Raw genomic sequence first — 21,441 nt, forward strand, 5'->3', positions numbered from 1 at the left:
CACCGATCACCGTCCGCAGGAGTTCCCATGGTCACCGGCGTCACCCCCCTCGGTCCGCGCAAGATCGCCATCCGCCGCCCTCCGCTCTCCGCGCGGAACTCGGCGCCCGGACGGCGCCGGACCGCGTCCCCGGCACCGTGGCAGACCCGAGGCCGGTGGGTGGGCTGGGGGTTCGTCGGGAGCGCGATGGCGCTGGTGCCCTGGATGTGGGTGCTCGCCACCACCATGCCGTCCACGACCGTGGTGTCGAACTGGTCCGCCGCCTGGGTGGGGCTGGACGCGATGGAGGCCGTCGCGCTTCTCGGCACCGGCGTGCTGCTCCTGCGTCGCGATCCCCGGTACGGCCTGGGCGCGGCCGTCGCCGGGACGCTGCTGGCCGTCGACGCGTGGTTCGACGTGACGACCGCCACGCCCGGCCCGGAGCGGACGATGGCGATCGCCCTGGCCGCCGGGCTGGAACTGCCGCTCGCGGTCCTGTGCGCCGCCCTGGGTGCGCGGGCGCTCCGCGCCCGCGCACCCATGATCGACCACGAGATGAAGGGCGGATGGCAAAGCCTTGAAGGGAGTGCCTCAGACGGGTGAAACCAGACGAGCCGGACCTCTAGAGTGAGGTGCCACGTGGGGGCCCTCTCGTGAGAGGGCCCTTTGCCCTGCCTGCACGATCAGAGGTCCCCCAAGATGAACGACCACGAGGTGCACGAGGAGTGCCTGCGGCTCCTCAGGGACGGCCTTCCCGTCCCGGCTCCCGCCACCTTCGAGGAGGGACGGGACTACCTTCCGCTCGGGCTCGACATGGACGGCGACGTCGCCGTTGTAACGTTCCTCCACCAGTGGGGCGACGCCGCGTCCGCGTTCATCGAGGGCTGGACGTTCCATCGCCGCGACGGCGAGTGGATGGAGCTCGGCGGCGCCGGCGGTTCGGCCCCGGAGGAGCCGCTGGCGCGCCGCTCGTCCGGCGAGATGGGGCGCCATCTGCTGAAGTACGGATCGGCCCGGACGGTGCGCAACGCCAACCGGCTGCTGCCGTGGGGCGCCAAGTGGGTGAACGAGGCGCGGCTGCGCGCCTCGGCCGAGGTCGCGCGGGTGCGGGTCGGCAAGCGGATCCTGGACGTTCCCGAGCACGGGCACGTCGTGGTGGTGTGGGGCGCGCGCCGGGGCCCGGTCGTGGAGGCGCTCGCCACCGACGGCTCGGTGCTGGACGCCATGGATCTCGACCGTCCGTCCGTGCCGGCGCGCTCAGAAGGCTGATATTTGACCGTTCGTTCTTGAATGGTCTACCGTTCTCGCCATGGCACGGACGAAGGAGTTCGATCCGGACGCGGTCCTGCAGCGAGCACTGGAGCTGTTCTGGGAGCGCGGGTACGAGGCGACGTCCATGTCCGACCTCGTGGCGCATCTCGGCGTCGCGCGCGCCAGCATCTACGCGACGTTCGGCGGCAAGCACGAGCTGTACCTGAAGGCTCTGGACCGCTACCTCCAGGACACCGACCCCAAGATCGCCGAAGCGCTCTCGCGGCCCGGGCCCGTGCTGCCGGCGGTGCGGACGCTGATCGAGCGCTACGCCGAGGAATCGACCCATGACCGGCCACGGCGCGGCTGTCTCGTGGTGAACACCGCGGTGGAACTGGCCGCGCACGACGCCGAGGCCGCGCGGATGGTGGAGGCGAGCTGGAGCTTCCTGGAGGCGTCGCTCACCTCGGCACTGACACGCGCGCGGGCCCAGGGCGAACTCTCTCCGGACAAGGACCCCCGGGCCCTGGCCCGCCTCCTGCTCGTCCTTTTCCAGGGCATGCGCGTCCTGGGCCGGGCCCCCGCGGACGACAACCGGCTCAGGGACGCGGCCCGCCAGGCCGTGGCCCTCTTCGACTGACCGTCCCCCGCCCGTCTCGCAGGGCGGGGTTCTTTCGGCACAAATTCAAGAACGATCGATCCAGTATCAGGAGCTGAACATGCGATTCGACGGCAAGATCGTCCTTATCACCGGGGGCGCCGGGGGCATCGGCCGCGCCACCGCGCACGCGTTCGTCCGGGAGGGCGCGACGGTCGTTTTGGCCGGACGTGACGTCACCACGCTGGCCGAGGCCGTCAAGGAGGTCGGCCCAGGCCAGGCCGACCACGTCGTCGCCGACGTGAGCGACGCCCCGTCCGCCGCCCAGATGGTCGAGACGGTGGTGGCGCGTCACGGAGGCCTCCATGTCGCCGTCAACAACGCGGGGATCCTCGGCGCTGCGGGGCCCGTCGCCGACATCGACGCCGCCGCATGGAACGACGTCCTGGCGGTGAACCTGACCGGCGTGTTCCTGTCCATGAAGCACGAGATCGCCCACATGCGCGCCCACGGCGGCGGCACGATCGTCAACGTCGCGTCCAACATCGGTGTGCACGGGCGCCGTCCCGGCCTCGCGGCGTACGCGGCGTCCAAGGCGGGGGTCAGCGTCCTCACCCGCGCGGCCGCCCTCGACCATGTCGCCGACGGCGTCCGCATCAACGCCGTCAGCCCCGGGGCCAGCGACACACCGATGTCCCTCCTTCCCGGCGAGACCCGCGCCGGCCGCGCGGAACGGATGCGCACGGCGGCCCCGTCCGGACGGGTCGCCGACACCGCCGAAGTGGCGGAGACGATCCTGTGGCTGGCCTCGGACGCCTCGTCCCACGTGGTCGGTCACGACCTGGTCGTCGACGGCGGCGCGACCGCGTGACGACGCTTTTCGGGGCGGTTCACCGGGCAGACTCACAGCATGGCCCTCACACCCGACTACGACTCCGATCCGGAGCGCTTCCGCCTCGCGAGCAGGGTCACCAGGAAATACCTGATCGGGGCGCGCAGCCTGCACGACCACATCGCCTCGAAGCTGCTGAACTCCGGCGCGCACCGCGTCCTGGACATCGGCTGCGGGGAGGGGTCCCTCAGCGACGCCCTCCCCCACCCGCCGCCGTTCCGTCTGGTGGGGCTGGACGCGTCCGGCGTCCTGCTGCGCGCCCACCCGGCGCCGCGCGTCCGCGCCGACGCGCTGCGCCTGCCGTTCCGGGACGGCACGTTCGACGCCGCCGTGGCCGTCAACATGCTCTACCACCTGGACGATCCGCGGCGCGCGCTCCGCGAGGCGCGCCGCGTCCTCGCCCCCGGCGGGCTGCTCCTGGTCACCGCGATCTGCCGGACGGACAGCCCCGAACTGTCCCCCGTCTGGCGCCCCGAGCCCACCACGTTCGACGCCGAGGACGCCCCGGCCCGGGTCTGCGAGGTCTTCGGGGAGGTCGAGGTGGAACGCTGGGACGCCCCGCTGATCACCCTCCCCGACCCCGCCGCCGTCCGCGACTACCTGATGGCCCGCCGCGTCCCCCGCCCCAAGGCGACCAAGGCCGCGACCCAGCTCACGACCCCCCTCCCGGTGACAAAGCGAGGCAGCCTAGTCCTAGCCCGCCGGTGAGGCGGAACGAAGACCGCAGACCAGCACCCACTACTGCAACAACGCAGACCACCGCCGCAACCACGCAACAACCTCAATCGTCGCGATCGCGTCCGAAGGCCGAGCCGGGGGCGGAGACCCGAGCTTGCGAGAACCTGATCGCGCAGCGAGCCGCAAGGCGAGCCGGAGCGATGCCAGCGATCGCACCGCGTTTCTCGACGATGGAGGGCAAAGAATCACAACCAGCCGCGTTCGCGGGCGGTTCGGGCGGCGGCGTGGCGGTTGTCGGCGCCGAGCTTGGTGACGGCGGCGGAGAGGTAGTTGCGGACGGTGCCCTCGGAGAGGCCGAGGGCGCGCGCGATGCGGGAGACCGGGGCACCGTCGGCGGCGGCGCGGAGGGTGTCGAGTTCGCGCGGGGTGAGGGGGCATTCCTCGGCGGCGAGGGCGTCGGCGGCGAGCTGCGGGTCGATGTACCGGGTTCCGGCGGCGACCTGCCGGATGACCTGGGCGAGCCGGCTGCCGGGGGCGTCCTTGCCGAGGAAGCCGCGGACGTCGGCGGCCATGGCACGGCGCAGGTTGCCGGGTCGGCCGTGCGCCGTCACGATCACCAGCCGGCAGCCGGGCAGTTCGCGGGAGAGGCGTTCGGCGGCGGCGAGCCCGTCCAGGCCGGGCATGTCGATGTCGAGGACGGCGACGTCGGGCTTGAGGGCGAGGGCACGTTCGACGGCCTCGTCGCCGCGTCCGACGTCGGCGGTGACCTCGATGCCGTCCTCGGTCTCCAGCAGCAGGACGAGCGCCTCCCTGATCAGGAGGTGGTCGTCGGCCAGCAGCACGCGGATCATGCGTCTCCCTTCGCGGGGACGGCGGCCGCCACCCGGAAGGTTCCGTCGCCGCCGGGGCCGGCGTCGAACCGGCCGCCGGCCGCGGTGATCCGTTCGGCGAGGCCGGTGAGGCCGCTGCCCGCCTCGCCGGTGCGGCGTCCGGCGCCGTCGTTCACGATCTCCAGGTGGACGCGGCCGGCCGCGGTCCGGACGGTGATCTCGCACCAGGTGGCGCTGGAGTGCCGGAGGACGTTGGTGGCGGCCTCGCGGGCGACCCAGCCGAGCGGCTCGTGGACGTGGGCGGGCAGCACCGGCGACACCTCGGGGCGCTCGCAGCGGATTCCGGCGGCGCGCAGGACGGCCGACATGCCGTCCAGCTCGGTGCGCAGGGACGTGGCCCGGTAGCCGCGGACGACCTCGCGGACGTCCCGCACGGCGTCCCGCGCCATCGTCTGGATCTCGGTCAGCTCCTTGCGGACGCGCCCGTCGTCGTTCTCCACGAACCGTTCGGCGACCTCGGCACGCAGCGCGACCGCCTGGAGGCTGTGGCCGAGGACGTCGTGCAGGTCGCGGGCGAAGCGGAGCCGTTCCTCCCCCACCGCGGACCTGGCGAGCTCGGCCCGAGCCTCCCGGAGTTCCTGGACGACGTGGAAGAACCAGACCGTGACGTACCCGGAGAAGGCACCCAGCGGGACTCCGGTCGCCTCGTACAGGACGGCGAGCGGCGGGAGCCCGAGGAGCGCGCCGTAGACGGGCGTCAGGACGGTCGCCGCCGCGGTCGCGATGACCGCCTGGCGCAACGGGAGGGCGACGGCGATCAGCCCGGCCGGGACGAGGAGCGCGTTGCCCCAGCCCTGGCCGGTGCCGAGCAGCGGAGGGAGCGCCCAGCAGACCGCGGCGATCGCGGCGAGCCCGAACCGGTGCGCGGGGGCCGTGCGGCGCATCAGGTTCTGCCAGAGCAGCCGGGCGTAGAGGGCGGACACGACGGCGACCCCGGTGAGGGCCAGGATCACGCGTCCCGCGTCCCGCCGGTGGACGATCTCGTACCAGAGCGCCGGCAGCAGGAACCCGGCCAGCGTCAGCGCCGTCATCCCCACGATGATCGCGGCGATGACGGTGGGGCGCGGGATCCTGGGCTGCACGCGGACAGCGTATGCGGCCGTCAAGGGACGCGCCGGGGCGCTCAGGCGGCGCGGACGCGGCCGGCGTGGAGGCGGGCGGCGTCCCGGCCGGTGACCAGGCGGCCCTCGTCCAGGACCCCGACCCGGTCGGAGCGGCACGCCTCGTCCGGGTCGCGGGTCGCGATCACCACGGTGACCCCGTGCGCGGCCTGCGTCCGCAGGACGGACCACACCTCGCGGGCGTCCGCGTCGTCGAGCCCGGCGGTGGGCTCGTCGAGGAAGAGAACGTCGGAGCGTCCGACGAGGGCCAGCGCGAGGTCGAGCATGCGCCGCCGTCCCGGGGCAAGCCGCTCGAACGGCACGTCGGCGACGTCGGTGAGGCGGGCGAGGCGCAAGGCATCGTCACGGGTGAGCGGGTCGAGCGTCCAGCGCCGCCATGTGTCCACGACCTCGGCGACGGTCAGCCCTGGGAACAGGCCACCGTCGCGCCAGACGGCACCAGAGCGCACGGTGTCACGGTCGGTGTAGGGGTCGGCGTCACGAAGCCGGACGGTTCCGCCGGTGGGGCGCCGCAGTCCCGCAAGGATTTCCAGGAGGGTGGTCTTGCCCGAGCCATAGCGGCCCAGCAACGCGTAGACCTCTCCCTGCGCCACCGAGAACGAGACATTGCGCACGGCCTCGTTCAGGTCCAGGTCGCGTACCTCGATCGCAGGTGCCTTCATGGCACCCATGCTGCCCGGCGGAGTCGTGGGCGTGCAGTCACGGGTGTCAGAAAGCGGTCATGAAGATCGCATGGGTCGCCCATGACAAACGTCATGGCTCTGAAATCAGTACGTCATCGCGAACTATTCGGCGATCCGTTCCATGAGACGGGCGGCGATCAGGAGGACATCGCGCTCGGTCTCGGTCAGGCCGTCGAGCGCGCCGGCCAGCCAGGCGTCGCGCTCGCCGACATCGCGGCGCAACGCGTCCGTCCCCTGCTCGGTGATGGTCAGCACGACCTGGCGGCGGTCCTGCTCGGCGCGGGCCCGGGAGATCAGCCCGTCCGCCTCCAGCTCGGCGAAGACCCGCGTCAGGGACTGCGGCCGCTGGCCTTCCGCCTCGGCGAGCTCGCCCGCGGAGGCGGGCCCGTTCCGGTACAGGTGACCCAGCACGACGAGCTTGTTGGTGCTCAGCGCTTCGGGTGACCTCGCGGTCCGCATCCGGCGCGAGACGCGCATGATCCCGTGCCGGATCTCCGCCACGGCCTCCATCGACACCCTGTCCACAATGTTACGCTATCACTTACTAAATTCGGGGAGGCGCCATGACTCTTGCCGTAGTGCGGCCCCGTTCCGTGGCGCCGGCCGTCCCGACGATGGCGGCGGTCCTGGCCGCCTTCGGTTCGGCGCTGCTCCTGGAACGGCTCGCTCACCTCGGGACGGACGTCGTCATGCAGGCGGTCGTCCTGTCCGTCACGCTCTCCAGAACACAGCGGGACACGGCGATGGCCGACCGGATGACCGGCTTCGTCGTGCTCCCCCTCGTCGCCGTCCTCGCGATCGCGCTGGGGACACTGATGTCCGGCAGCCCCATCGCGGGGGACGCCGCCTTCGTGGTGCTCATCGCGTCCGCCATCTGGATCCGCCGGTTCGGGCCGCGTCTCACGCGGGCGGGCACGCTGATGATGCTTCCCGCGATCGCGCTCCTCGTCGTCCCCCACACGCGGTCCTCGGGGCATCTCCTGTGGGCACCGGTCGTGGCTCTGATCGCTTGCTTCTGGGTGACAGCGTTCCAAGTCCTCGCCGACCGCGTGGGGCCCACCAAGGCCTCTGCGCCTGAGGCAAGACAGGGACGGAGCAGGGCCAGTGGACGGATGGCCGCTCAGATGGCAGTCGCACTGGTCGGTGCGTTCACGGCAGGTCACCTCCTCTTCCCCGACCACTGGTCCTGGGTCGTCCTGACCTCGTTCATCGTGTGCAACGGGGCCCTTGGGCAAGGTGACGCCTTGCATAAGGGCATCCTGCGCGCGCTCGGTGCGACCGGTGGCACCCTTCTGGCAGCGCTCGTGGCAGGGACGTTCGCTCCAGGCAACCGCGGTTCTGTCGTCCTCATCTTCGTTGTGCTGGGCGTCGCCGTCTGGCTGCGTCCCCGGAATTACGCGTACTGGGCCGGCGGGGTCACGGCAGCGCTGTCCCTGCTCTACGGATACTTCGGGCAGCCCGCGATGCCTCTGCTCTGGACACGGATGGAGGCGATCCTTGTCGGAGCGGTCATCGGTGTCGCGTCCGCATGGTTCGTGCTGCCTTTCCGCACCAGGGACGTTCTGCGACGCCGCGCAGCCGGGGCGCTCGCCCTCCTCCCCGAGGTTCTCAAGGGCGAGCCCGGTGCGCTGACCAGGTTCGAGGTTTCGGTCGCAGAGCTGGACAAGCTCTACCCCCCGCTGAGGATGCACCGTGCCATCACGCGCAAGAGCCCGCACCACGCCGACGTGGTCGATCTACTGCGCGGCATCCGCAGCCACCTGGTCACGGACGACCCTCCCATCAGCGCGATCAATGCGGCGGTGGCCGGGATCCGCGAGATCTACACGCCGCCTACGCGCGCACAAGCAACTCCGGATGCAGCTCGTCCGGACGCCTGATGCCAGAGAGCGCCATGGTCAGCTCCAGCTCTGCCTGGAGGCACCGCAGGACGTGCTGGACACCGGCCTGGCCCTCCAGCGCAAGCCCATACGCGTACGGGCGCGCGACCAGAACGGCCTTGGCGCCGAGGGCGAGTGCCTTGGCGATGTCCGATCCCGTCCGGATTCCGCTGTCGAACAGGACGGTCGCCTGGTCGTGAACGGCCTCGACCACACCAGGCAGTGCGTCCAGTGAAGCGATGGCACCGTCCACCTGGCGTCCACCATGGTTGGAGACGATGACGGCGTCCATTCCGGCGTCCACGGCCTGGCGGGCGTCGTCGGGATGCTGGATGCCCTTGAGCGCGATGGGCCCGTCCCAGTGCTCACGCAGGAAGATCAGGTCATCCCAGGTCAGGCTGGGATTCCCGAAGTTGGCGACCCAGTGCAGGATCGCCGTGTCCCGGTTGGCGTCGGTGACGGGACCGCCGACGGCCTTCTGGAAGACCGGGTCGCTGAAATAGTTCGCGACACCGATCCCGCGCAGGAACGGCAGGTAAGCCCGGTCCAGGTCCCGTGGACGCCACGCAAGCGTGAACGTGTCGAGAGTGACGACGAGGGCCGTGTACCCCGCCGCCTTGGCCCGCCCCAGGAAGCTGAGAGCGAGGTCCCTGTCCTTCGGCCAGTACAGCTGGTACCAGCGCGGCCCGTCCCCGCTCGCCTCCGCCACGTCCTCGATGCAGAACGAGGACGCCGTGCTCAGCACCATCGTCAGTCCCTCGGCGGCCGCCGCCCGCGCGACCGCCAGTTCGCCGTCCGGATGGAAGATCGACTGGACACCGATGGGGCCGAGCAGGACCGGAGACGGCATCGCGGTGCCCAGCACGTCCACCGACAGGTCGCGCTCGGCGACGTCGCGCAGCATGCGCGGGACGATCCGCCACCGCTCGAACGCCGCCCGGTTCGCCCGCGCGGTCGCCTCGCTGCCCGCCGATCCCGCCACGTAGCCGAACGCCTGCGCCGGCAGCGACCGCTCGGCGAGGCCCTCCAGCTTCGTCAGGTCGGTGGGCAGCGTCGGCAGGACGTCCCCGAGACCCTGCAGATAGATCGAGTTCTGGAAGTCGGCCAGCCCGCTCAACGAAACCTCCACCTGGGGAATCGGACCCGTCCGTCCTCAATCTGCCAGGTTCGCGGAGGTGACGAAACGGGATCGATCGCCGACTTGGGCGGCACACCCGGTTGGGTAAGGCGAAAGATGTCCCCGGGACCGGCCACAATGTGGGGCATGGCACGACGCGCATCCCAATCCCCTCCACCGCCGCCGGACTTCGAAGAGAACATCGTCGACGTCGACGTCTCCGACGAGATGCGCGGCAGCTTCCTCGAGTACGCCTACTCGGTGATCTACCAGCGGGCGCTCCCCGACGCGCGCGACGGCATGAAGCCCGTCCAGCGCCGGATCCTGTACTCGATGAACGAGATGGGGCTCCGCCCCGACCGCGGGCACGTCAAGTGCGCCCGCGTCGTCGGCGAGGTCATGGGCAAGCTGCACCCGCACGGCGACAGCGCGATCTACGACGCGATGGTGCGGATGGCGCAGCCCTGGGCGATGCGGATGCCGCTCGTGGACGGGCACGGCAACTTCGGCTCGCTCGGCGGCGACGACGCGCCCGCCGCGATGCGGTACACCGAAGCCCGGATGTCCCGCGAGGCGATGCTGATGGTCGCCTCCATCGACGAGGACACCGTCGACTTCCGCCCCAACTACGACGGGCAGGAGCAGGAGCCCGAGGTCCTGCCCGCCGCGTTCCCGAACCTGCTGGTCAACGGCGCGTCCGGCATCGCGGTCGGGATGGCCACGAACATGGCCCCGCACAACCTCAGCGAGGTCATCTCCGCGGCCCGGCACCTGATCGACAACCCCGAGGCCACCCTCGAGGACCTGATGCGCTTCGTCCCCGGCCCCGACCTGCCCACCGGCGGCAAGATCGTCGGGCTGGACGGCATCCGGGACGCCTACGAGCGCGGCCGGGGGACGTTCCGCACCCGCGCCACGGTCGCCATCGAGAACGTCACGCCCCGCCGCAAGGGCATCATCGTCAGCGAACTGCCGTACGCCGTCGGCCCCGAGCGCGTCAAGGCCAAGATCAAGGAACTGGTCAACAACAAGAAGATCCAGGGCATCGCCGACCTGAAGGACCTCACCGACCGCAACGTCGGCCTCCGCCTGGTCATCGAGATCAAGAACGGCTTCAACCCGGAGGCGGTGCTGGCCGACCTCTACCGGCTCACGCCGATGGAGGAGACGTTCGGCATCAACAACGTCGCCCTGGTCGACGGCCAGCCGCGGACGCTCGGCCTCCGCGAGATGCTGCAGGTCTACATCGACCACCGCATCGACGTCGTCCGCCGCCGCTCGATGTTCCGCCGCAAGAAGCGCGAGGACCGCCTCCATCTGGTGGACGGCCTGCTCGTCGCCCTGCTCAACATCGACGAGGTCATCCAGGTCATCCGGCAGAGCGACGACGCCGCCCAGGCCAAGCAGCGCCTCATGCAGATCTTCGAGCTGTCGGAGATCCAGGCGCAGTACATCCTGGACACCCCGCTCCGCCGCCTCACCCGCTACGACCGCCTGGAGCTGGAGAAGGAGAAGGAGCAGCTCACCAAGGAGATCGCCAAGCTGACCGCGATCCTCGAATCCGAGCGGAAGCTCCGCGGCGTGGTCTCGAAGGAACTGGGCGACGTCGCCAAGGAGTTCTCCACGCCCCGCAGGACGATCCTCCTGGAATCCTCCGGCCACACCGCCGCCGCGGCCGTGCCCCTGGAGGTCGCGGACGACCCGTGCACGGTGCTGCTGTCGTCGACCGGCCTCCTGGCCCGCACCCACGACGCCGGCCCGCTGCCCGACAGCGGCCCCAGGGCGGCGCACGACGTCCTGACCTCGGTCGTCCCGGCGACCGCACGAGGCCAGGTCGGCGCGGTGACGTCGCTGGGCCGGATGATCCGCATAGACGTCCTGGACCTCCCGACGCTCCCGGCCTCGGCGACACCCCCGTCCCTGGCGGGAGGAGCCCCGGTCACCGAATACGTCGACCTGGAACCGGACGAGACGGTCGTCGGTATTGCCGCCGTCGGCGAGGAGGGCGGCGGCCTGGTCTTGGGCACCGCACAGGGCGTGGTCAAACGGGTCGTCCCTGACTTCCCGGCCAACCGCGACGAGTTCGAGGTGATCGGCCTCAAGGAGAACGACCGCGTGGTCGGCGCCGTCCAGCTGCTCGCCGAAGACCAGCACGTCGTCTTCATCTCCACCGACGCCCAGCTCCTGCACTTCGCCGCCTCGCTCGTCCGTCCGCAGGGCCGGGCCGCCGGCGGCATGGCCGGGATCAAGCTGGGCGCGGGCGCGAGCGTCCTGTGGTTCGGCGCCCTCGACCCGTCCCGCGAGGCCCGCGTCATCACGGTCTCCGGCTCGTCCTCGGCCCTGCCCGGCACCCAGACCGGGGCGATCAAGCTGGCCGACTTCGCCGACTTCCCGTCCAAGGGCCGCGCCACCGGCGGCGTCCGCGCCCACCGCTTCCTCAAGGGCGAGGACGTCCTGCTCCAGGCATGGGCGGCCCCGACTCCGCTGCGCGCCGCGGCGGCCAACGGCAAACCGGCCATGCTCAACGTCGCCATGGGCCGCCGGGACGGCTCCGGCGAGAAGCTGGACAAGCCCCTGACCGTCATCGGCGGCCCCATCGGCCCGGCCCCCGAAGAAGACACCTCGGAAGAGTGACGCCGGAGGCCCCGGGTCACCGACCCGGGGCCTCTGACGACCGACGCGTGGAGATCGCCGCGTTGCGGCCGGTCAGCCGCGCCGGTGCCCCGGCAGCAGCAGGCTGACCATCGCGATGGCCACGGCCAGCCCGGCCGCGACGAGGAAGACCAGGTCGTAGCCGGCGGCGAGGGCGGCCCGGGAACTCTCGCCGGCCTCCGCCGCGGCTCTGGCGCCGGCAGCCGTCGCGAGCACCGCCAGCCCCACCGACCCGCCGACCTGGTTGGACGTGACGGCCACGCCGCCGACGATCCCCGCGTCGCCCTCGGGAACGTCGGCGGTCGCCGCGGCCATGAGGGTGGGGAAGGTCAGCCCGATGCCGACCGCGATGAGCAGCGTGGGCCCGAGCACGCCGGTGACGTAGCCGCTGTCGGCGTGGGCCTGGGAGAGCCAGCCGAACCCGGCAAGGAAGCAACCGCAGCCTGCCAGCACCAGGTGACGCACCCCGGTTCGCGGCAGCAGTGCGGAAGCCCACCGTGCGATCACCATGAACGTCACCGCAGCGGGCGTCTGCCCGAGCCCGGCTTGAAGCGCGCTGAAATGCAGCACGTTCTGCAGGAACAGCGACGTGAAGTACCACATCGCGATGGCGATGCCTCCGAACAGCAGCAGCATGCCGTTGCCCACAGCCACGCCCCGGATTCCGAACAGCCGCAGGGGCATGAGCGGCCGGCCGGCGAAACGGGCCTCCACCACGGTGAAGACGGCGAGCAAGAGCAGGCCCGCGACGACCGGCCCGGCGACCCGCACGGACGTCCAGCCGTGATCGGCGCTCTGCATGACCCCGTAGATCAGTGCGGCCAGCCCCGCCGTCCCCGTGACCGCGCCGGTCAGGTCGAGCGGTTCCCGCCGGCCGGCCGGGGTGCCGGCCAGCGACATCATGGCCACGACGATCAGCACCGCGCCGATCGGCACGTTGATCAGGAAGACCCACCGCCACGACAGGCCGGTGGTGATCGCACCGCCCGCGACCGCGCCGGCCATCCCGCCGACACCGCCCGCGGCGGACCACGCGCCGAACGCCCGGGCACGCGCGCGCTCCTCGGTGAACCAGGTGTTGATCACGACCAGCGTCGCCGGGGCCATCATGGCGGCTCCCATGCCCTGCGTGACGCGGGCCGCCACGAGGACCTCCGGAGCGGCGGCCAAGCCGCCGGCGAGGCTGGAGGCGGCGAACAGGGACAGCCCGGCGACCAGCACGCGGCGAGGGCCGAACAGGTCGGCGGCACGGCCGCCCAGCAGCATGAAGCCGGCGAAGGTGAGCAGGTAGCCGTTCACCACCCAGGCCAGGCCGGTGGCGGTGAAGCCGAGGTCCCGGTCGATCGACGGGAGGGCGACGTTGACGATGGCCGAGTCCAGGATCACCATGAACTGGCCCGCACACGCCAGCGACAGGACCGTCCAGGCGGCGCCGGCGTGCGTTCTCGCCCGCCGCGTCGCGGTGCCGGTGCTCACGCGGTCTGGGAGGTCGCGCCGACCGTGGTCTCGCGGGCGCCTCCCCCGTCCGCGGCGGTGCCGGCGAGGCGGCCGCCCTCCAGCAGCCTGATCGTGATCTCGGCCAACCGCCGCCCCTGGTACCTGGCGGCTTCCAGCACCGCGGCATCGGGGCCTTCGCCGGTCGACGACGTCCCGTAGGGGTTGCCGCCGGCGGCGTACACGACCGGATCGGTGTATCCGGGCGGGACGATCAGCGCGCCCCAGTGGTAGAACACGTTGGCCAGCGACAGGATCGTGGCCTCGCTGCCGCCGTGCCGGTTGTACGCCGAGGTGAAGGCGGTCACCGGCTTGTCGGTCAGCCCGCCGTCCCTCCACAGGCCGCCGGCCTGGTCGATGAACTGCTTGAGCTGCGCGGCCGGCGCGCCGAACCGTGTCGGCGTCCCGAACGCGAGCGCGTCCGCCCACGCCAGGTCCTCGACCGACGCCTGCGCGAGCTCCGCGGCGGCGTCGGTGTGCCGCCGCCACAGCGGGTTCTCATCGATCGCGCTGTCGGGCGCCAGCTCGGCGACCCGCCGCAGCCGCACCTCGGCCCCGGCCGAGACGGCCCCCTCGGCGACGGCCTGCGCGAGCGCGTGCACGGCGCCTGTCGCGCTGTAGTAGATGACGGCGACCTTCACGGTCATGTCGGCCCCTCGAAGTCAGGTAGGATTAGTTACGCGCATAAATATTATGCAGATAACTAATTCCGTCAAGGAGGGTCCGTGGACTTCGCGCAAGCCGACGCCATCAACCAGGCCATCCGCCTGCTGAGCCTGCGCCACCGGGCCAGGACCGCGACGCTCCTGGCGCCGCTCGGCCTGCACCCCGGGCAGGAGGCCCTGCTGCTCGAACTCGCCCGGACCGGCCCGATGATCCAGGCGCAGCTCAGCGAGGCGCTCGGCTGCGAGCCGCCCAGCGTCACGCTCATGACCCGCAAGCTCGAAGCCTCCGGCCACGTCCGCCGCGGGCCGGCCCCGTCGGACAAGCGCGCCAGCGTCGTCGAACTCACCGACAGCGGCAGGGCGCTCGCCGACCAGGTCAAGCGGATCTGGTGCGCGCTCGCGGAGGAGACCGTGTCCGGCCTGCCCGCCGAAACCGTGGCGGATCTACCCGGCGTCCTCAGAACCCTGACCGGCAATGTCGACGCCAGGCGCCGCCGGGACGACCGGTAGGAACCGCGCGCCGTCCGCCGCCGGAGCGCGGGGGCGGCGCGACGCCGACAGCGCCAGCGCGGCCAGGACGATCAGGGACCAGCCGCCCGAGGCGGGCTCCAGTACCGAGATCGGGACGCCGAGGGCCAGCAGGATCCATCCGGCCTCGGCGGGCACCGTGCCCGTGGCGATCACGGATCGTCTGACGAGCAGGCCGAGGCCGAAGAAGGCCACACCGCCGAGCAGGAACCAGAGGGTCGTCATCCGGCCGTCGTCGTCGTTGGCGACGGTGTTCCACAAGCCGTCCGACGCGATCCCGCGCCAATGGGAGCGGTCGGCGCCGAGGCCCACCAGCATGTGCACGACGGCGACCGTGAGGATCAGCCGCGGGGTCCAGCGGGCGAGGGCGGCGGGGCGGCGTGGTTCCGGTGTCATGACGGCCTCTTCTCTCGGGTGCGTGCGCCCGCGCGGGTCATCCCGGCGACGATCAGGTGGTGGAACGGGCGGATGACGGTGAAGTAGAGAGGGCCCGTCCAGCGGTGGTACTTCACGACGGTCGCCAGTTCGTAGCGGGATCGGCCGCCGGCGGGTGCCGTGGTGAAGATCAGGCGGCCGGTCAGGTGGGTGTCGGTCGCCGCCAGGGCGAGGTAGCGGTCCTCCGCCCCATGGGTGACGGTGAAGAAGGCGGCGGGGTCGCCGGGCGTGAACGAGATCTCGGCCGGGCCCGGAGGCGTGCCGAGCGGGACGTCCGGATCGCGGAGGCGGAGCGCGCGGGCCAGCACCGCTCTGGCCCGGAAGAGTGCCCTCAGCCAGGCGGGCCGCCAGCCGAGGGCGGCCGCGACGAACTCCCGCAGGGACGCCTCGGACTCGATGCCGCGGACGTCGACGTGGTCGGCGTCCGTCAGGAGGCCGGCCAGTTCCGGAATGGTGTCGATCTGCCTCATGGCGTGTTCCCCTCGGCGTCCAGGAGCGGGTACAGCAGTTCGTAGATGTCGTGCTTGTCCGCGGCCGGGAGCGGCGGCATCAGGTGTGCGCCGCCGATCAGGACCAGATAGAGCAGGACGGCCAGCCGGTCCGGGGACGAGTGACCCGCTTCCTCGCACAGGCCGCGCAGGTAGGCGATGCGGGTCGCGTCCACGCGCTGCTGCATCTCCGCCGCCTCCCGGTCCTGGTTCGCCCAGGCCCGCACGGCGATCTCCAGGTCCGGACCGGTGTCGATGATCGCCTCCCTGGCGAGGCGGTCCAGTTTCCGCCGGGCGGACAGGGCGGCGTCCGCCTCCACCACGTCGATGATCGCGGTGGTGTACCGCTCCTCGTAGCGGGCGAGGAGACGGGTCCGGAACTTCGGCATCGAGCCGAAGTGGTGGTAGAACGCGCCCTTCGACATGCCCATGCGCTCGCACATCCGGTCCAGCGTCACCGCGGGCGCTCCCTGTTCGGCCAGCAGGACGAGCCCCTCGTCCAGCCATGCCTCGGCGTTTGCCATGCAACCTCCATACCAAAAGGTTTGGTATGGAGCCTAGCAGTGCGCGGCCGGACCCCGGTTCGTGACGTTCGTCTCGGCCTCAGGCCAGGCGGTCGCGGATCTCGGTGAGGTGCTCTCTCAGGGCCGGCCAGGGAAAGGTGCCGTCGGGATCGCCGCCCGAGTCGGGCGTCGGGAGGCGGGCGGTGTCCAGGAGGACGGTGACGCCCCAGTCGCGCAGCTCGGCGATGCTGCGGGCGAAGACGGGGTGGCGGGCGAGGGCCGAGTTCGGCCACGGTGCCGCGACGATGGGGAGGCCGAGTCCGACGGCCTCGTTGAGCAGGCCGAGCGCCAGCGTGTCGCTGGTGCCGTGGGCCCACTTGTTGACGGTGTTGAACGTGGCGGGCGCCACGGCGAACGCGTCCGCCGGAGGCAGGACGTCGGGCTCCTCCGGCCGTTTGTAGTCGGAGCGGACGGGGTGGCCGGTGATCTCGGCCAGCCTCCCGGCGTCCAGGAACTTCAGGCCGGACGGCGTCGAGACCACGCACACCGTCCAGCCGTCCGACCGGAGGCCTTCGACGAACGGGGGCAGTTCCGCGGCGGGACGGCCGCCGCAGGTGATCACATAGAGCACGGCCACGGTGGAATTACATACCCTGTAATCACATCGCCCGAATCACAGCGGACGAGTTACGCCGGGGTGGTCTGCCCCTCGCGCGGGTGCGGCAGCGGCGCCTGCAGGCCGCGCTCGGCGCAGGCGGCCAGGGCTTCGAAGAGGTCGGCCGGTCCTCCGGAAGCGTCGTCGTAGTGCCAGAAGCGGATGAGGGCCTCGCCCTCGACGCCCGGGTTGAAGCGGCCCAGAGCGAAGCAGCCGGCTATGGCCATGCGGACGATGACGCGTTCGCTGTCGTCCAGTTGCAGGACGTAGGCGGCGGCATCGATGAGGCCGATCGCGGCGCGGGCGTTGCGGCCGCCGTCGCAGGGATCGGGGCGGTTGATCCGCCATTGCGCGTACGGGCGCAGGTAGTCCGCGATCATGCAGGTTCTGAGCACGGTCTCATGCTGAGGGCGGAGGACCCGGACGGCGCGGCCTTTGACCCAGGTCTTGCCGGACGCTGACCGATGATCAGCCCGTGAGGCCGTGTCTGAAGGCGTAGGTGACCGCCTGGGCGCGGTCGCGGAGGTTCGCCTTGGCGAAGAGATTGTTGATGTGGGTCTTGACGGTCGCCTCGGAGATGAACAGGTCGCCCGCGATCTCTGCGTTGGAGCGTCCCTGCGCGATGAGGGTGAGCACCTCCGCCTCCCGCCGGGTCAGGCCGTCCGGCAACTCGCCGCGCGTGGTCCGGCGGGGGCTCTCGCCGACGGCGACGGCCTCGACCAGGCGGCGCTGGACGGCCGGGTCGAGCTGCGACGCTCCCCCGCGGACGGCCGCGACGGCGCGCGCGATCTCGTCGGCGTCGGCGTCCTTGGTGAGGTAGCCGCGGGCCCCGGCACGAAGCGCGGCGAAGATCGATTCGTCGTCGGCGTAGGTGGTCAGGATGACGATGCCGATGTCCGGGTGCGACTCCTTGATGCGGCGGGTCGCCTCCACGCCGTCCACGCGCGGCATCCGCAGGTCCATCAGGACGACGTCGGGACGCAGTTCGGCGACCATCGCGACGGCCTGCTCGCCGTCGCCGCACGCCCCGGCCACCTCGATTCCGGGAAGCAGTTCCAGCAGAAGCACCAGGCCCTCACGTACCACGGTCTGGTCGTCCACGACCAGGATCCTCGTCTTGTCGCTCACCGCGTCCCGTCTCCCGTTCAGGCCGGCACTCTGAGGGACACCCGGAATCCCTTGCCGTCCGGTCCGGTGACAAGCGTGCCATCGATCAGCTCGGCGCGCTCCCGCATCCCGACGAGGCCGTACCCGCCGCCGCCCAGCTCCACGGCGGGCTCCGTCCCGCCTGTATCGGTCACTTCGAGTTCGACCCTGCCGGTGAGGTATCGCAGGGTGACCTGTGCCCGCGCACCAGGGGCATGTTTGCGGATGTTGGTGAGGGCCTCCTGCGCGGTGCGGACGACCGCGAGCCCGGCCTGAGGCGGTAGTTCCCGGGGCACGCCGGTCACCTGCACATCGCAAGGACGGCCGGTACTGGAGTAGAACTCGTCGGCGAGCTCCTGGATGACCTCCTTGGGCTCGGGCACCTCCCCGCGAAGCGTGGCGAGGGCCCGCCGTGTCTCCTCCAAGCCGGAGCGGGCGAGGTTCCGCGCGCGCTCCACCCGGTCCAGGGCCTGGACGCGGTCACCGTCACGTGCCAGCAGCAGGCGTGCTCCTTCCAGATGGACGATCTGCGCCGACAGCGAATGGGCCAGGATGTCGTGGATCTCCCGTGCGAGGTGCGACCGCTCGGCGAGCACCGCGTTGGCGGCCTCCGCCCGGCGGGTCGCCTCCTGCGCGGCCGCGCCCTGGCGGCTGGCCACGGCGCCCAGCGTGAGGCCCGCGAACGCCGACATCAGGCCGAGATCGGCGCCACCGGACCGGAACCCCTCCCCCAGCCCGCCGATCACAACGACGGTCACGACGCTCAGGGTGATTCCCAGGCGTAGCGGCAGCCGCGACATCAGCACCCACAGACCGGCCATGCAGAAGAAGAACCCGCCACCGGCGTGCGGCGCGATCGCGTACAACGCCATCGCCGGCACCAGGGACAGAAGCAGGAGGACGATTCCCAGCTTCCGGTAGGGCGAGCCTTGGCCGCGCCCGACACAGATGCCGGTTCCCAGGAGGGCGAACATGACCACGTTGAGCACGAGAAGGGCCAGTCCCGTGCCGTGCAGGGCGGGCGCCGGGTCCTCTTTCAGCAGGCCGCGGACGTAGGCGACGAGGCCCCAGGTGAGCAGGGTGCCGATGACGAGAACGCGGGTGATCCGCTCCCCGGAGGTCTTCACGGTACGACGCTAACCGGTCCGGCCGTGCCGAGCCTCCTCGCGCGCAGCCCGACGACGAGGTTCTGGACGAGCAGCGTCACGCTCAGGAAGAGCAGGACACCACCGGTCGCGACCTTGATCCCGGCCGCGTACCCGGCGCCGATGAACGCCGCCCGGATCGCGAGCGACGTCAGCCAGGCCGCGAGCGTCCAGCCGGTGCCGCGCCGCCACAGCCTTCCGTCGTCCTCCCGCCACAACCGGACGGTGATCGCGCGGAGCGCACCGAGCCCGACGGCGGCGACGGCCTCACCGGCGAGCAGCGCGACGCTGAGAGCGGGATGCACCTTGTCGACCAGCCCGCCCTGGGCCGCGCCGACCACCGCGAGGACCAGCGGGACGGTGTACATCCGCCGCTCGTCGAGGGGACTCGACCGCAGCTGCCGGTACAGCACCAGCGCGAGCACGGCGAGGGCGATGAGGACGTTGTCCAGCGTGTTCATGCCGTCGACGCTAGGGAGCGGCGGCCCTCTCGCGGATCGGCGCCCGGCTGGACTTCCCGTTCTCCACCGCAGGGTGGACGCCCGGCTCAGGTGTCGATGCGCTCCATGTCCAGCTCGGTGGCGCCGGCGGTGAGGAACGCCCGGCGCGGGGCGACGTCGCTGCCCATCAGCAGGTCGAACACCTTCGCCGCCTCCTCGGCGTCCTCGATGCGGACGCGCCGGAGCACCCGGTGCCGGGGGTCGAGGGTCGTCTCGGCCAGCTGGTCGGCGTCCATCTCACCGAGGCCCTTGTAGCGCTGGATCGGCTCCTTCCAGCGCTGGCCCTTGCGCTCCAGCTCGACGAGCCGCTGCCGCAGCTCGGCGTCGGAGTAGGTGTAGATGTACTTGTCCTGCCCCTTCTTCGGCTTGATCAGCTCGATCCGGTGCAGCGGCGGGACGGCGGAGAAGATCCGCCCGGCCTCCAGCATCGGGCGCATGTACCGGTGGAAGAGGGTGAGGAGGAGGGTCCGGATGTGGGCGCCGTCGACGTCGGCGTCGGCGAGGATCACCACGCGGCCGTACCGGGCGGCGTCGATGTCGAACGTGCGGCCCGAGCCGGCGCCGAGCACCTGGATGATCGCGGCGCACTCGGCGTTCTTCAGCATGTCGGCGACGGACGCCTTCTGCACGTTGAGGATCTTGCCGCGGATCGGCAGCAGCGCCTGGAACTCGGAGTTCCGGGCGAGCTTGGCGGTGCCGAGGGCCGAGTCGCCCTCGACGATGAACAGCTCGCTGCGGTCGTCGGCGGTGCGGCAGTCGACGAGCTTGGCCGGGAGGGCGGAGTTCTCCAGGGCGTTCTTGCGGCGCTGGTTGTCGCGCTGCGTGCGGGCGGCGATGCGGGTCTTGGCCGCGCCCACGACCTTCTCCAGCACCGCCCGGAGCGGCTGCTTCTGCCCGCGGGACGGGTTCTCGAAGATCGCGCGCAGCTCGCGCATCACCACCTGGGAGACGATCCGGGTGGCGGCGGAGGTGCCGAGGACCTCCTTGGTCTGGCCCTCGAACTGCGGCTCGGGCAGGCGGACCGTCACCACGGCGGTGAGGCCCTCCAGGACGTCCTCCTTGATGACGTCCTCGTCGCCGTTCTTCAGCAGCTTGGTGGCGCGCAGCTGCTCGTTGACCACCTTCAGGACGGCGCGGTCGAAGCCGCGCACGTGGGTGCCGCCCTTCGGGGTGGCGATCACGTTGACGAACGACTTGGTGATCGTGTCGTAGCCGCCGCCCCAGCGCAGCGCGATGTCGACTTCGAGGTCGCGTTCCACGTCGGTCGGCGTCAGGTGGCCCTGGTCGTCCAGGACGGGGACGGTCTCGGTGAAGTGGCCGCGCCCCTGGAGCCGGAGCACGTCGACGAGCGGCGCGTCCTTGGCGAGGTAGGTGCAGAACTCGCCGATGCCGCCGTCGAACCGGAACGTCTCGTCGACGATCTCCTCGCCGCGCTCGTCGCGGACGTCGATGGTGAGGCCGGGGATGAGGAACGCGGTCTGCCGCATCCGGTCGAGGACGAGGGCCTGTTCGACCGTGGCGTCCTTCAGGAAGATCTGCAGGTCGGGCCAGAAGCGGACGCGGGTACCGGTGACCTTCTTGGCGACCTTGCGGGTCTGCCGGAGACCCGACTTCTTCTTGAACCGGGCGTTGGGGCGCCCCTCGTCGGCGAACTCCCCGGGAAGGCCGCGCCGGAAGCTGATCGCGTGGGTGTGGCCGTCGCGGTCGACCTCCACGTCGAGCCGCGCGGACAGGGCGTTGACCACGGACGCGCCGACGCCGTGCAGGCCGCCGGACGCCGTGTAGGACACCCCGCCGAACTTGCCGCCCGCGTGCAGCCGCGTCATGACCAGCTCGATGCCGGGCAGGCCCGTCTTGGGCTCCAGGTCGACCGGGATGCCCCGGCCGTTGTCGCCCACCTCGAAGGACCCGTCGGCGTGCATCGTCACGCTGATGTGGGTGCAGTAGCCGGCGAGGGCCTCGTCGACGCAGTTGTCGACGATCTCCCACAGGCAGTGTGCGAGTCCCCGGCTGTCGGTCGACCCGACGTACATCCCGGGTCGCTTGCGCACGGCCTCCAGCCCCTCCAGCACCGAGAGGTGCCGGGCGGAGTAGCCGTGCGGGTCATCGGTTGGCACTTCGGCGGTCGCGGCGGTCAACGT

24 protein-coding genes are annotated in these 21,441 nt (G+C 71.5%); 8 read left to right on the plus strand and 16 right to left on the minus strand.

Annotated features, from left to right (window positions below):
• The first annotated feature begins 27 nt into the window (after positions 1-27).
• From ACQPXG_RS32890 to ACQPXG_RS32910, 5 genes are all read left to right on the plus strand, one after another.
• Positions 28-582 carry a hypothetical protein gene (locus ACQPXG_RS32890; protein WP_433463027.1) on the plus strand — a complete coding sequence of 185 codons (555 nt, stop codon included), beginning with the start codon at positions 28-30 and terminating at the stop codon, positions 580-582.
• Positions 583-678: 96 nt separating this feature from the next.
• A complete protein-coding gene (locus ACQPXG_RS32895; protein WP_433463028.1) occupies positions 679-1,248 on the plus strand; it encodes a hypothetical protein in 570 nt (189 codons plus the stop codon).
• Positions 1,249-1,288: 40 nt separating this feature from the next.
• Positions 1,289-1,870 (plus strand): TetR/AcrR family transcriptional regulator, encoded by a 582-nt coding sequence (locus ACQPXG_RS32900; protein ID WP_433463029.1) that lies wholly within the window; start codon positions 1,289-1,291, stop codon positions 1,868-1,870.
• 79 nt (positions 1,871-1,949) lie between these two features.
• Positions 1,950-2,699, plus strand: a complete 750-nt coding sequence (locus ACQPXG_RS32905; protein WP_433463030.1) for an SDR family NAD(P)-dependent oxidoreductase — start codon at positions 1,950-1,952, stop codon at positions 2,697-2,699.
• 39 nt (positions 2,700-2,738) lie between these two features.
• Positions 2,739-3,428, plus strand: coding sequence for a class I SAM-dependent methyltransferase (locus ACQPXG_RS32910; RefSeq protein ID WP_433463031.1), 690 nt, complete (start codon positions 2,739-2,741; stop codon positions 3,426-3,428).
• Between the two features lie 215 nt (positions 3,429-3,643).
• Here ACQPXG_RS32910 and ACQPXG_RS32915 read toward each other — a convergent pair whose 3' ends face one another.
• From ACQPXG_RS32915 to ACQPXG_RS32930, 4 genes are all read right to left on the minus strand, one after another.
• On the minus strand, positions 3,644-4,249 hold the full coding sequence (locus ACQPXG_RS32915; protein WP_433463032.1) for a response regulator: 606 nt from the start codon (positions 4,247-4,249) through the stop codon (positions 3,644-3,646).
• Positions 4,246-5,370, minus strand: a complete 1,125-nt coding sequence (locus ACQPXG_RS32920) for a sensor histidine kinase (protein WP_433463033.1) — start codon at positions 5,368-5,370, stop codon at positions 4,246-4,248. The genes ACQPXG_RS32915 and ACQPXG_RS32920 overlap by 4 nt, the downstream gene beginning before the upstream one ends.
• A gap of 41 nt (positions 5,371-5,411) precedes the next feature.
• Complete coding sequence (locus ACQPXG_RS32925) at positions 5,412-6,071, minus strand: ATP-binding cassette domain-containing protein (RefSeq protein ID WP_433463034.1); 660 nt, start codon at positions 6,069-6,071, stop codon at positions 5,412-5,414.
• Positions 6,072-6,194: 123 nt separating this feature from the next.
• Entirely contained in the window at positions 6,195-6,617 is a 423-nt protein-coding gene (locus ACQPXG_RS32930) for a MarR family winged helix-turn-helix transcriptional regulator (RefSeq protein ID WP_433463035.1), read from the minus strand.
• 38 nt (positions 6,618-6,655) lie between these two features.
• Here ACQPXG_RS32930 and ACQPXG_RS32935 point away from each other — a divergent pair, with 38 nt between their 5' ends.
• Positions 6,656-7,972: an FUSC family protein gene (locus tag ACQPXG_RS32935; protein WP_433463036.1), complete on the plus strand. Its 1,317-nt coding sequence runs from the start codon at positions 6,656-6,658 to the stop codon at positions 7,970-7,972.
• On the opposite strand, the gene ACQPXG_RS32940 is transcribed toward ACQPXG_RS32935, so the two are convergent.
• Positions 7,926-9,101: a lactate 2-monooxygenase gene (locus tag ACQPXG_RS32940; RefSeq protein ID WP_433463037.1), complete on the minus strand. Its 1,176-nt coding sequence runs from the start codon at positions 9,099-9,101 to the stop codon at positions 7,926-7,928. The two genes, ACQPXG_RS32935 and ACQPXG_RS32940, sit on opposite strands and share 47 nt — an antisense overlap.
• A 135-nt stretch (positions 9,102-9,236) precedes the next feature.
• On the opposite strand from ACQPXG_RS32940, the gene ACQPXG_RS32945 reads away from it, so the two are divergent.
• On the plus strand, positions 9,237-11,723 hold the full coding sequence (locus tag ACQPXG_RS32945) for a DNA gyrase/topoisomerase IV subunit A (protein ID WP_433463038.1): 2,487 nt from the start codon (positions 9,237-9,239) through the stop codon (positions 11,721-11,723).
• A gap of 72 nt (positions 11,724-11,795) precedes the next feature.
• Here ACQPXG_RS32945 and ACQPXG_RS32950 read toward each other — a convergent pair whose 3' ends face one another.
• Positions 11,796-13,217, minus strand: coding sequence for an MFS transporter (locus ACQPXG_RS32950; RefSeq protein WP_433463039.1), 1,422 nt, complete (start codon positions 13,215-13,217; stop codon positions 11,796-11,798).
• Positions 13,214-13,882 (minus strand): NAD(P)H:quinone oxidoreductase, encoded by a 669-nt coding sequence (wrbA, locus tag ACQPXG_RS32955; protein WP_433463040.1) that lies wholly within the window; start codon positions 13,880-13,882, stop codon positions 13,214-13,216. Before wrbA ends, ACQPXG_RS32950 begins: the two co-directional genes overlap by 4 nt.
• Before the next feature lie 78 nt (positions 13,883-13,960).
• Here wrbA and ACQPXG_RS32960 point away from each other — a divergent pair, with 78 nt between their 5' ends.
• Positions 13,961-14,410 (plus strand): MarR family winged helix-turn-helix transcriptional regulator, encoded by a 450-nt coding sequence (locus ACQPXG_RS32960; protein WP_433463041.1) that lies wholly within the window; start codon positions 13,961-13,963, stop codon positions 14,408-14,410.
• Here ACQPXG_RS32960 and ACQPXG_RS32965 read toward each other — a convergent pair.
• The 9 genes from ACQPXG_RS32965 to ACQPXG_RS33005 form a co-directional block, all read right to left on the minus strand.
• On the minus strand, positions 14,345-14,824 hold the full coding sequence (locus ACQPXG_RS32965; RefSeq protein WP_433463042.1) for a DUF6463 family protein: 480 nt from the start codon (positions 14,822-14,824) through the stop codon (positions 14,345-14,347). The two genes, ACQPXG_RS32960 and ACQPXG_RS32965, sit on opposite strands and share 66 nt — an antisense overlap.
• Positions 14,821-15,333, minus strand: a complete 513-nt coding sequence (locus ACQPXG_RS32970) for a DUF2867 domain-containing protein (protein ID WP_433463043.1) — start codon at positions 15,331-15,333, stop codon at positions 14,821-14,823. Before ACQPXG_RS32970 ends, ACQPXG_RS32965 begins: the two co-directional genes overlap by 4 nt.
• Complete coding sequence (locus ACQPXG_RS32975; RefSeq protein ID WP_433463044.1) at positions 15,330-15,875, minus strand: TetR/AcrR family transcriptional regulator; 546 nt, start codon at positions 15,873-15,875, stop codon at positions 15,330-15,332. The genes ACQPXG_RS32970 and ACQPXG_RS32975 overlap by 4 nt, the downstream gene beginning before the upstream one ends.
• Positions 15,876-15,954: 79 nt before the next feature.
• Positions 15,955-16,491 carry a flavoprotein gene (locus ACQPXG_RS32980; RefSeq protein WP_433463045.1) on the minus strand — a complete coding sequence of 179 codons (537 nt, stop codon included), beginning with the start codon at positions 16,489-16,491 and terminating at the stop codon, positions 15,955-15,957.
• Positions 16,492-16,541: 50 nt separating this feature from the next.
• Positions 16,542-16,904 carry a hypothetical protein gene (locus ACQPXG_RS32985; protein WP_433463046.1) on the minus strand — a complete coding sequence of 121 codons (363 nt, stop codon included), beginning with the start codon at positions 16,902-16,904 and terminating at the stop codon, positions 16,542-16,544.
• A gap of 73 nt (positions 16,905-16,977) precedes the next feature.
• Entirely contained in the window at positions 16,978-17,637 is a 660-nt protein-coding gene (locus ACQPXG_RS32990) for a response regulator (protein WP_433463047.1), read from the minus strand.
• Positions 17,638-17,654: 17 nt separating this feature from the next.
• A complete protein-coding gene (locus tag ACQPXG_RS32995; RefSeq protein WP_433463048.1) occupies positions 17,655-18,782 on the minus strand; it encodes a sensor histidine kinase in 1,128 nt (375 codons plus the stop codon).
• Complete coding sequence (locus ACQPXG_RS33000) at positions 18,779-19,261, minus strand: hypothetical protein (RefSeq protein WP_433463049.1); 483 nt, start codon at positions 19,259-19,261, stop codon at positions 18,779-18,781. Before ACQPXG_RS33000 ends, ACQPXG_RS32995 begins: the two co-directional genes overlap by 4 nt.
• A gap of 86 nt (positions 19,262-19,347) precedes the next feature.
• A complete protein-coding gene (locus ACQPXG_RS33005; protein WP_433463050.1) occupies positions 19,348-21,438 on the minus strand; it encodes a DNA gyrase/topoisomerase IV subunit B in 2,091 nt (696 codons plus the stop codon).
• Positions 21,439-21,441: the final 3 nt, after the last annotated feature.

Origin of the sequence: Spirillospora sp. CA-128828 (genome assembly GCF_050945415.1) — a bacterium.
GTDB lineage: Bacteria > Actinomycetota > Actinomycetes > Streptosporangiales > Streptosporangiaceae > Spirillospora.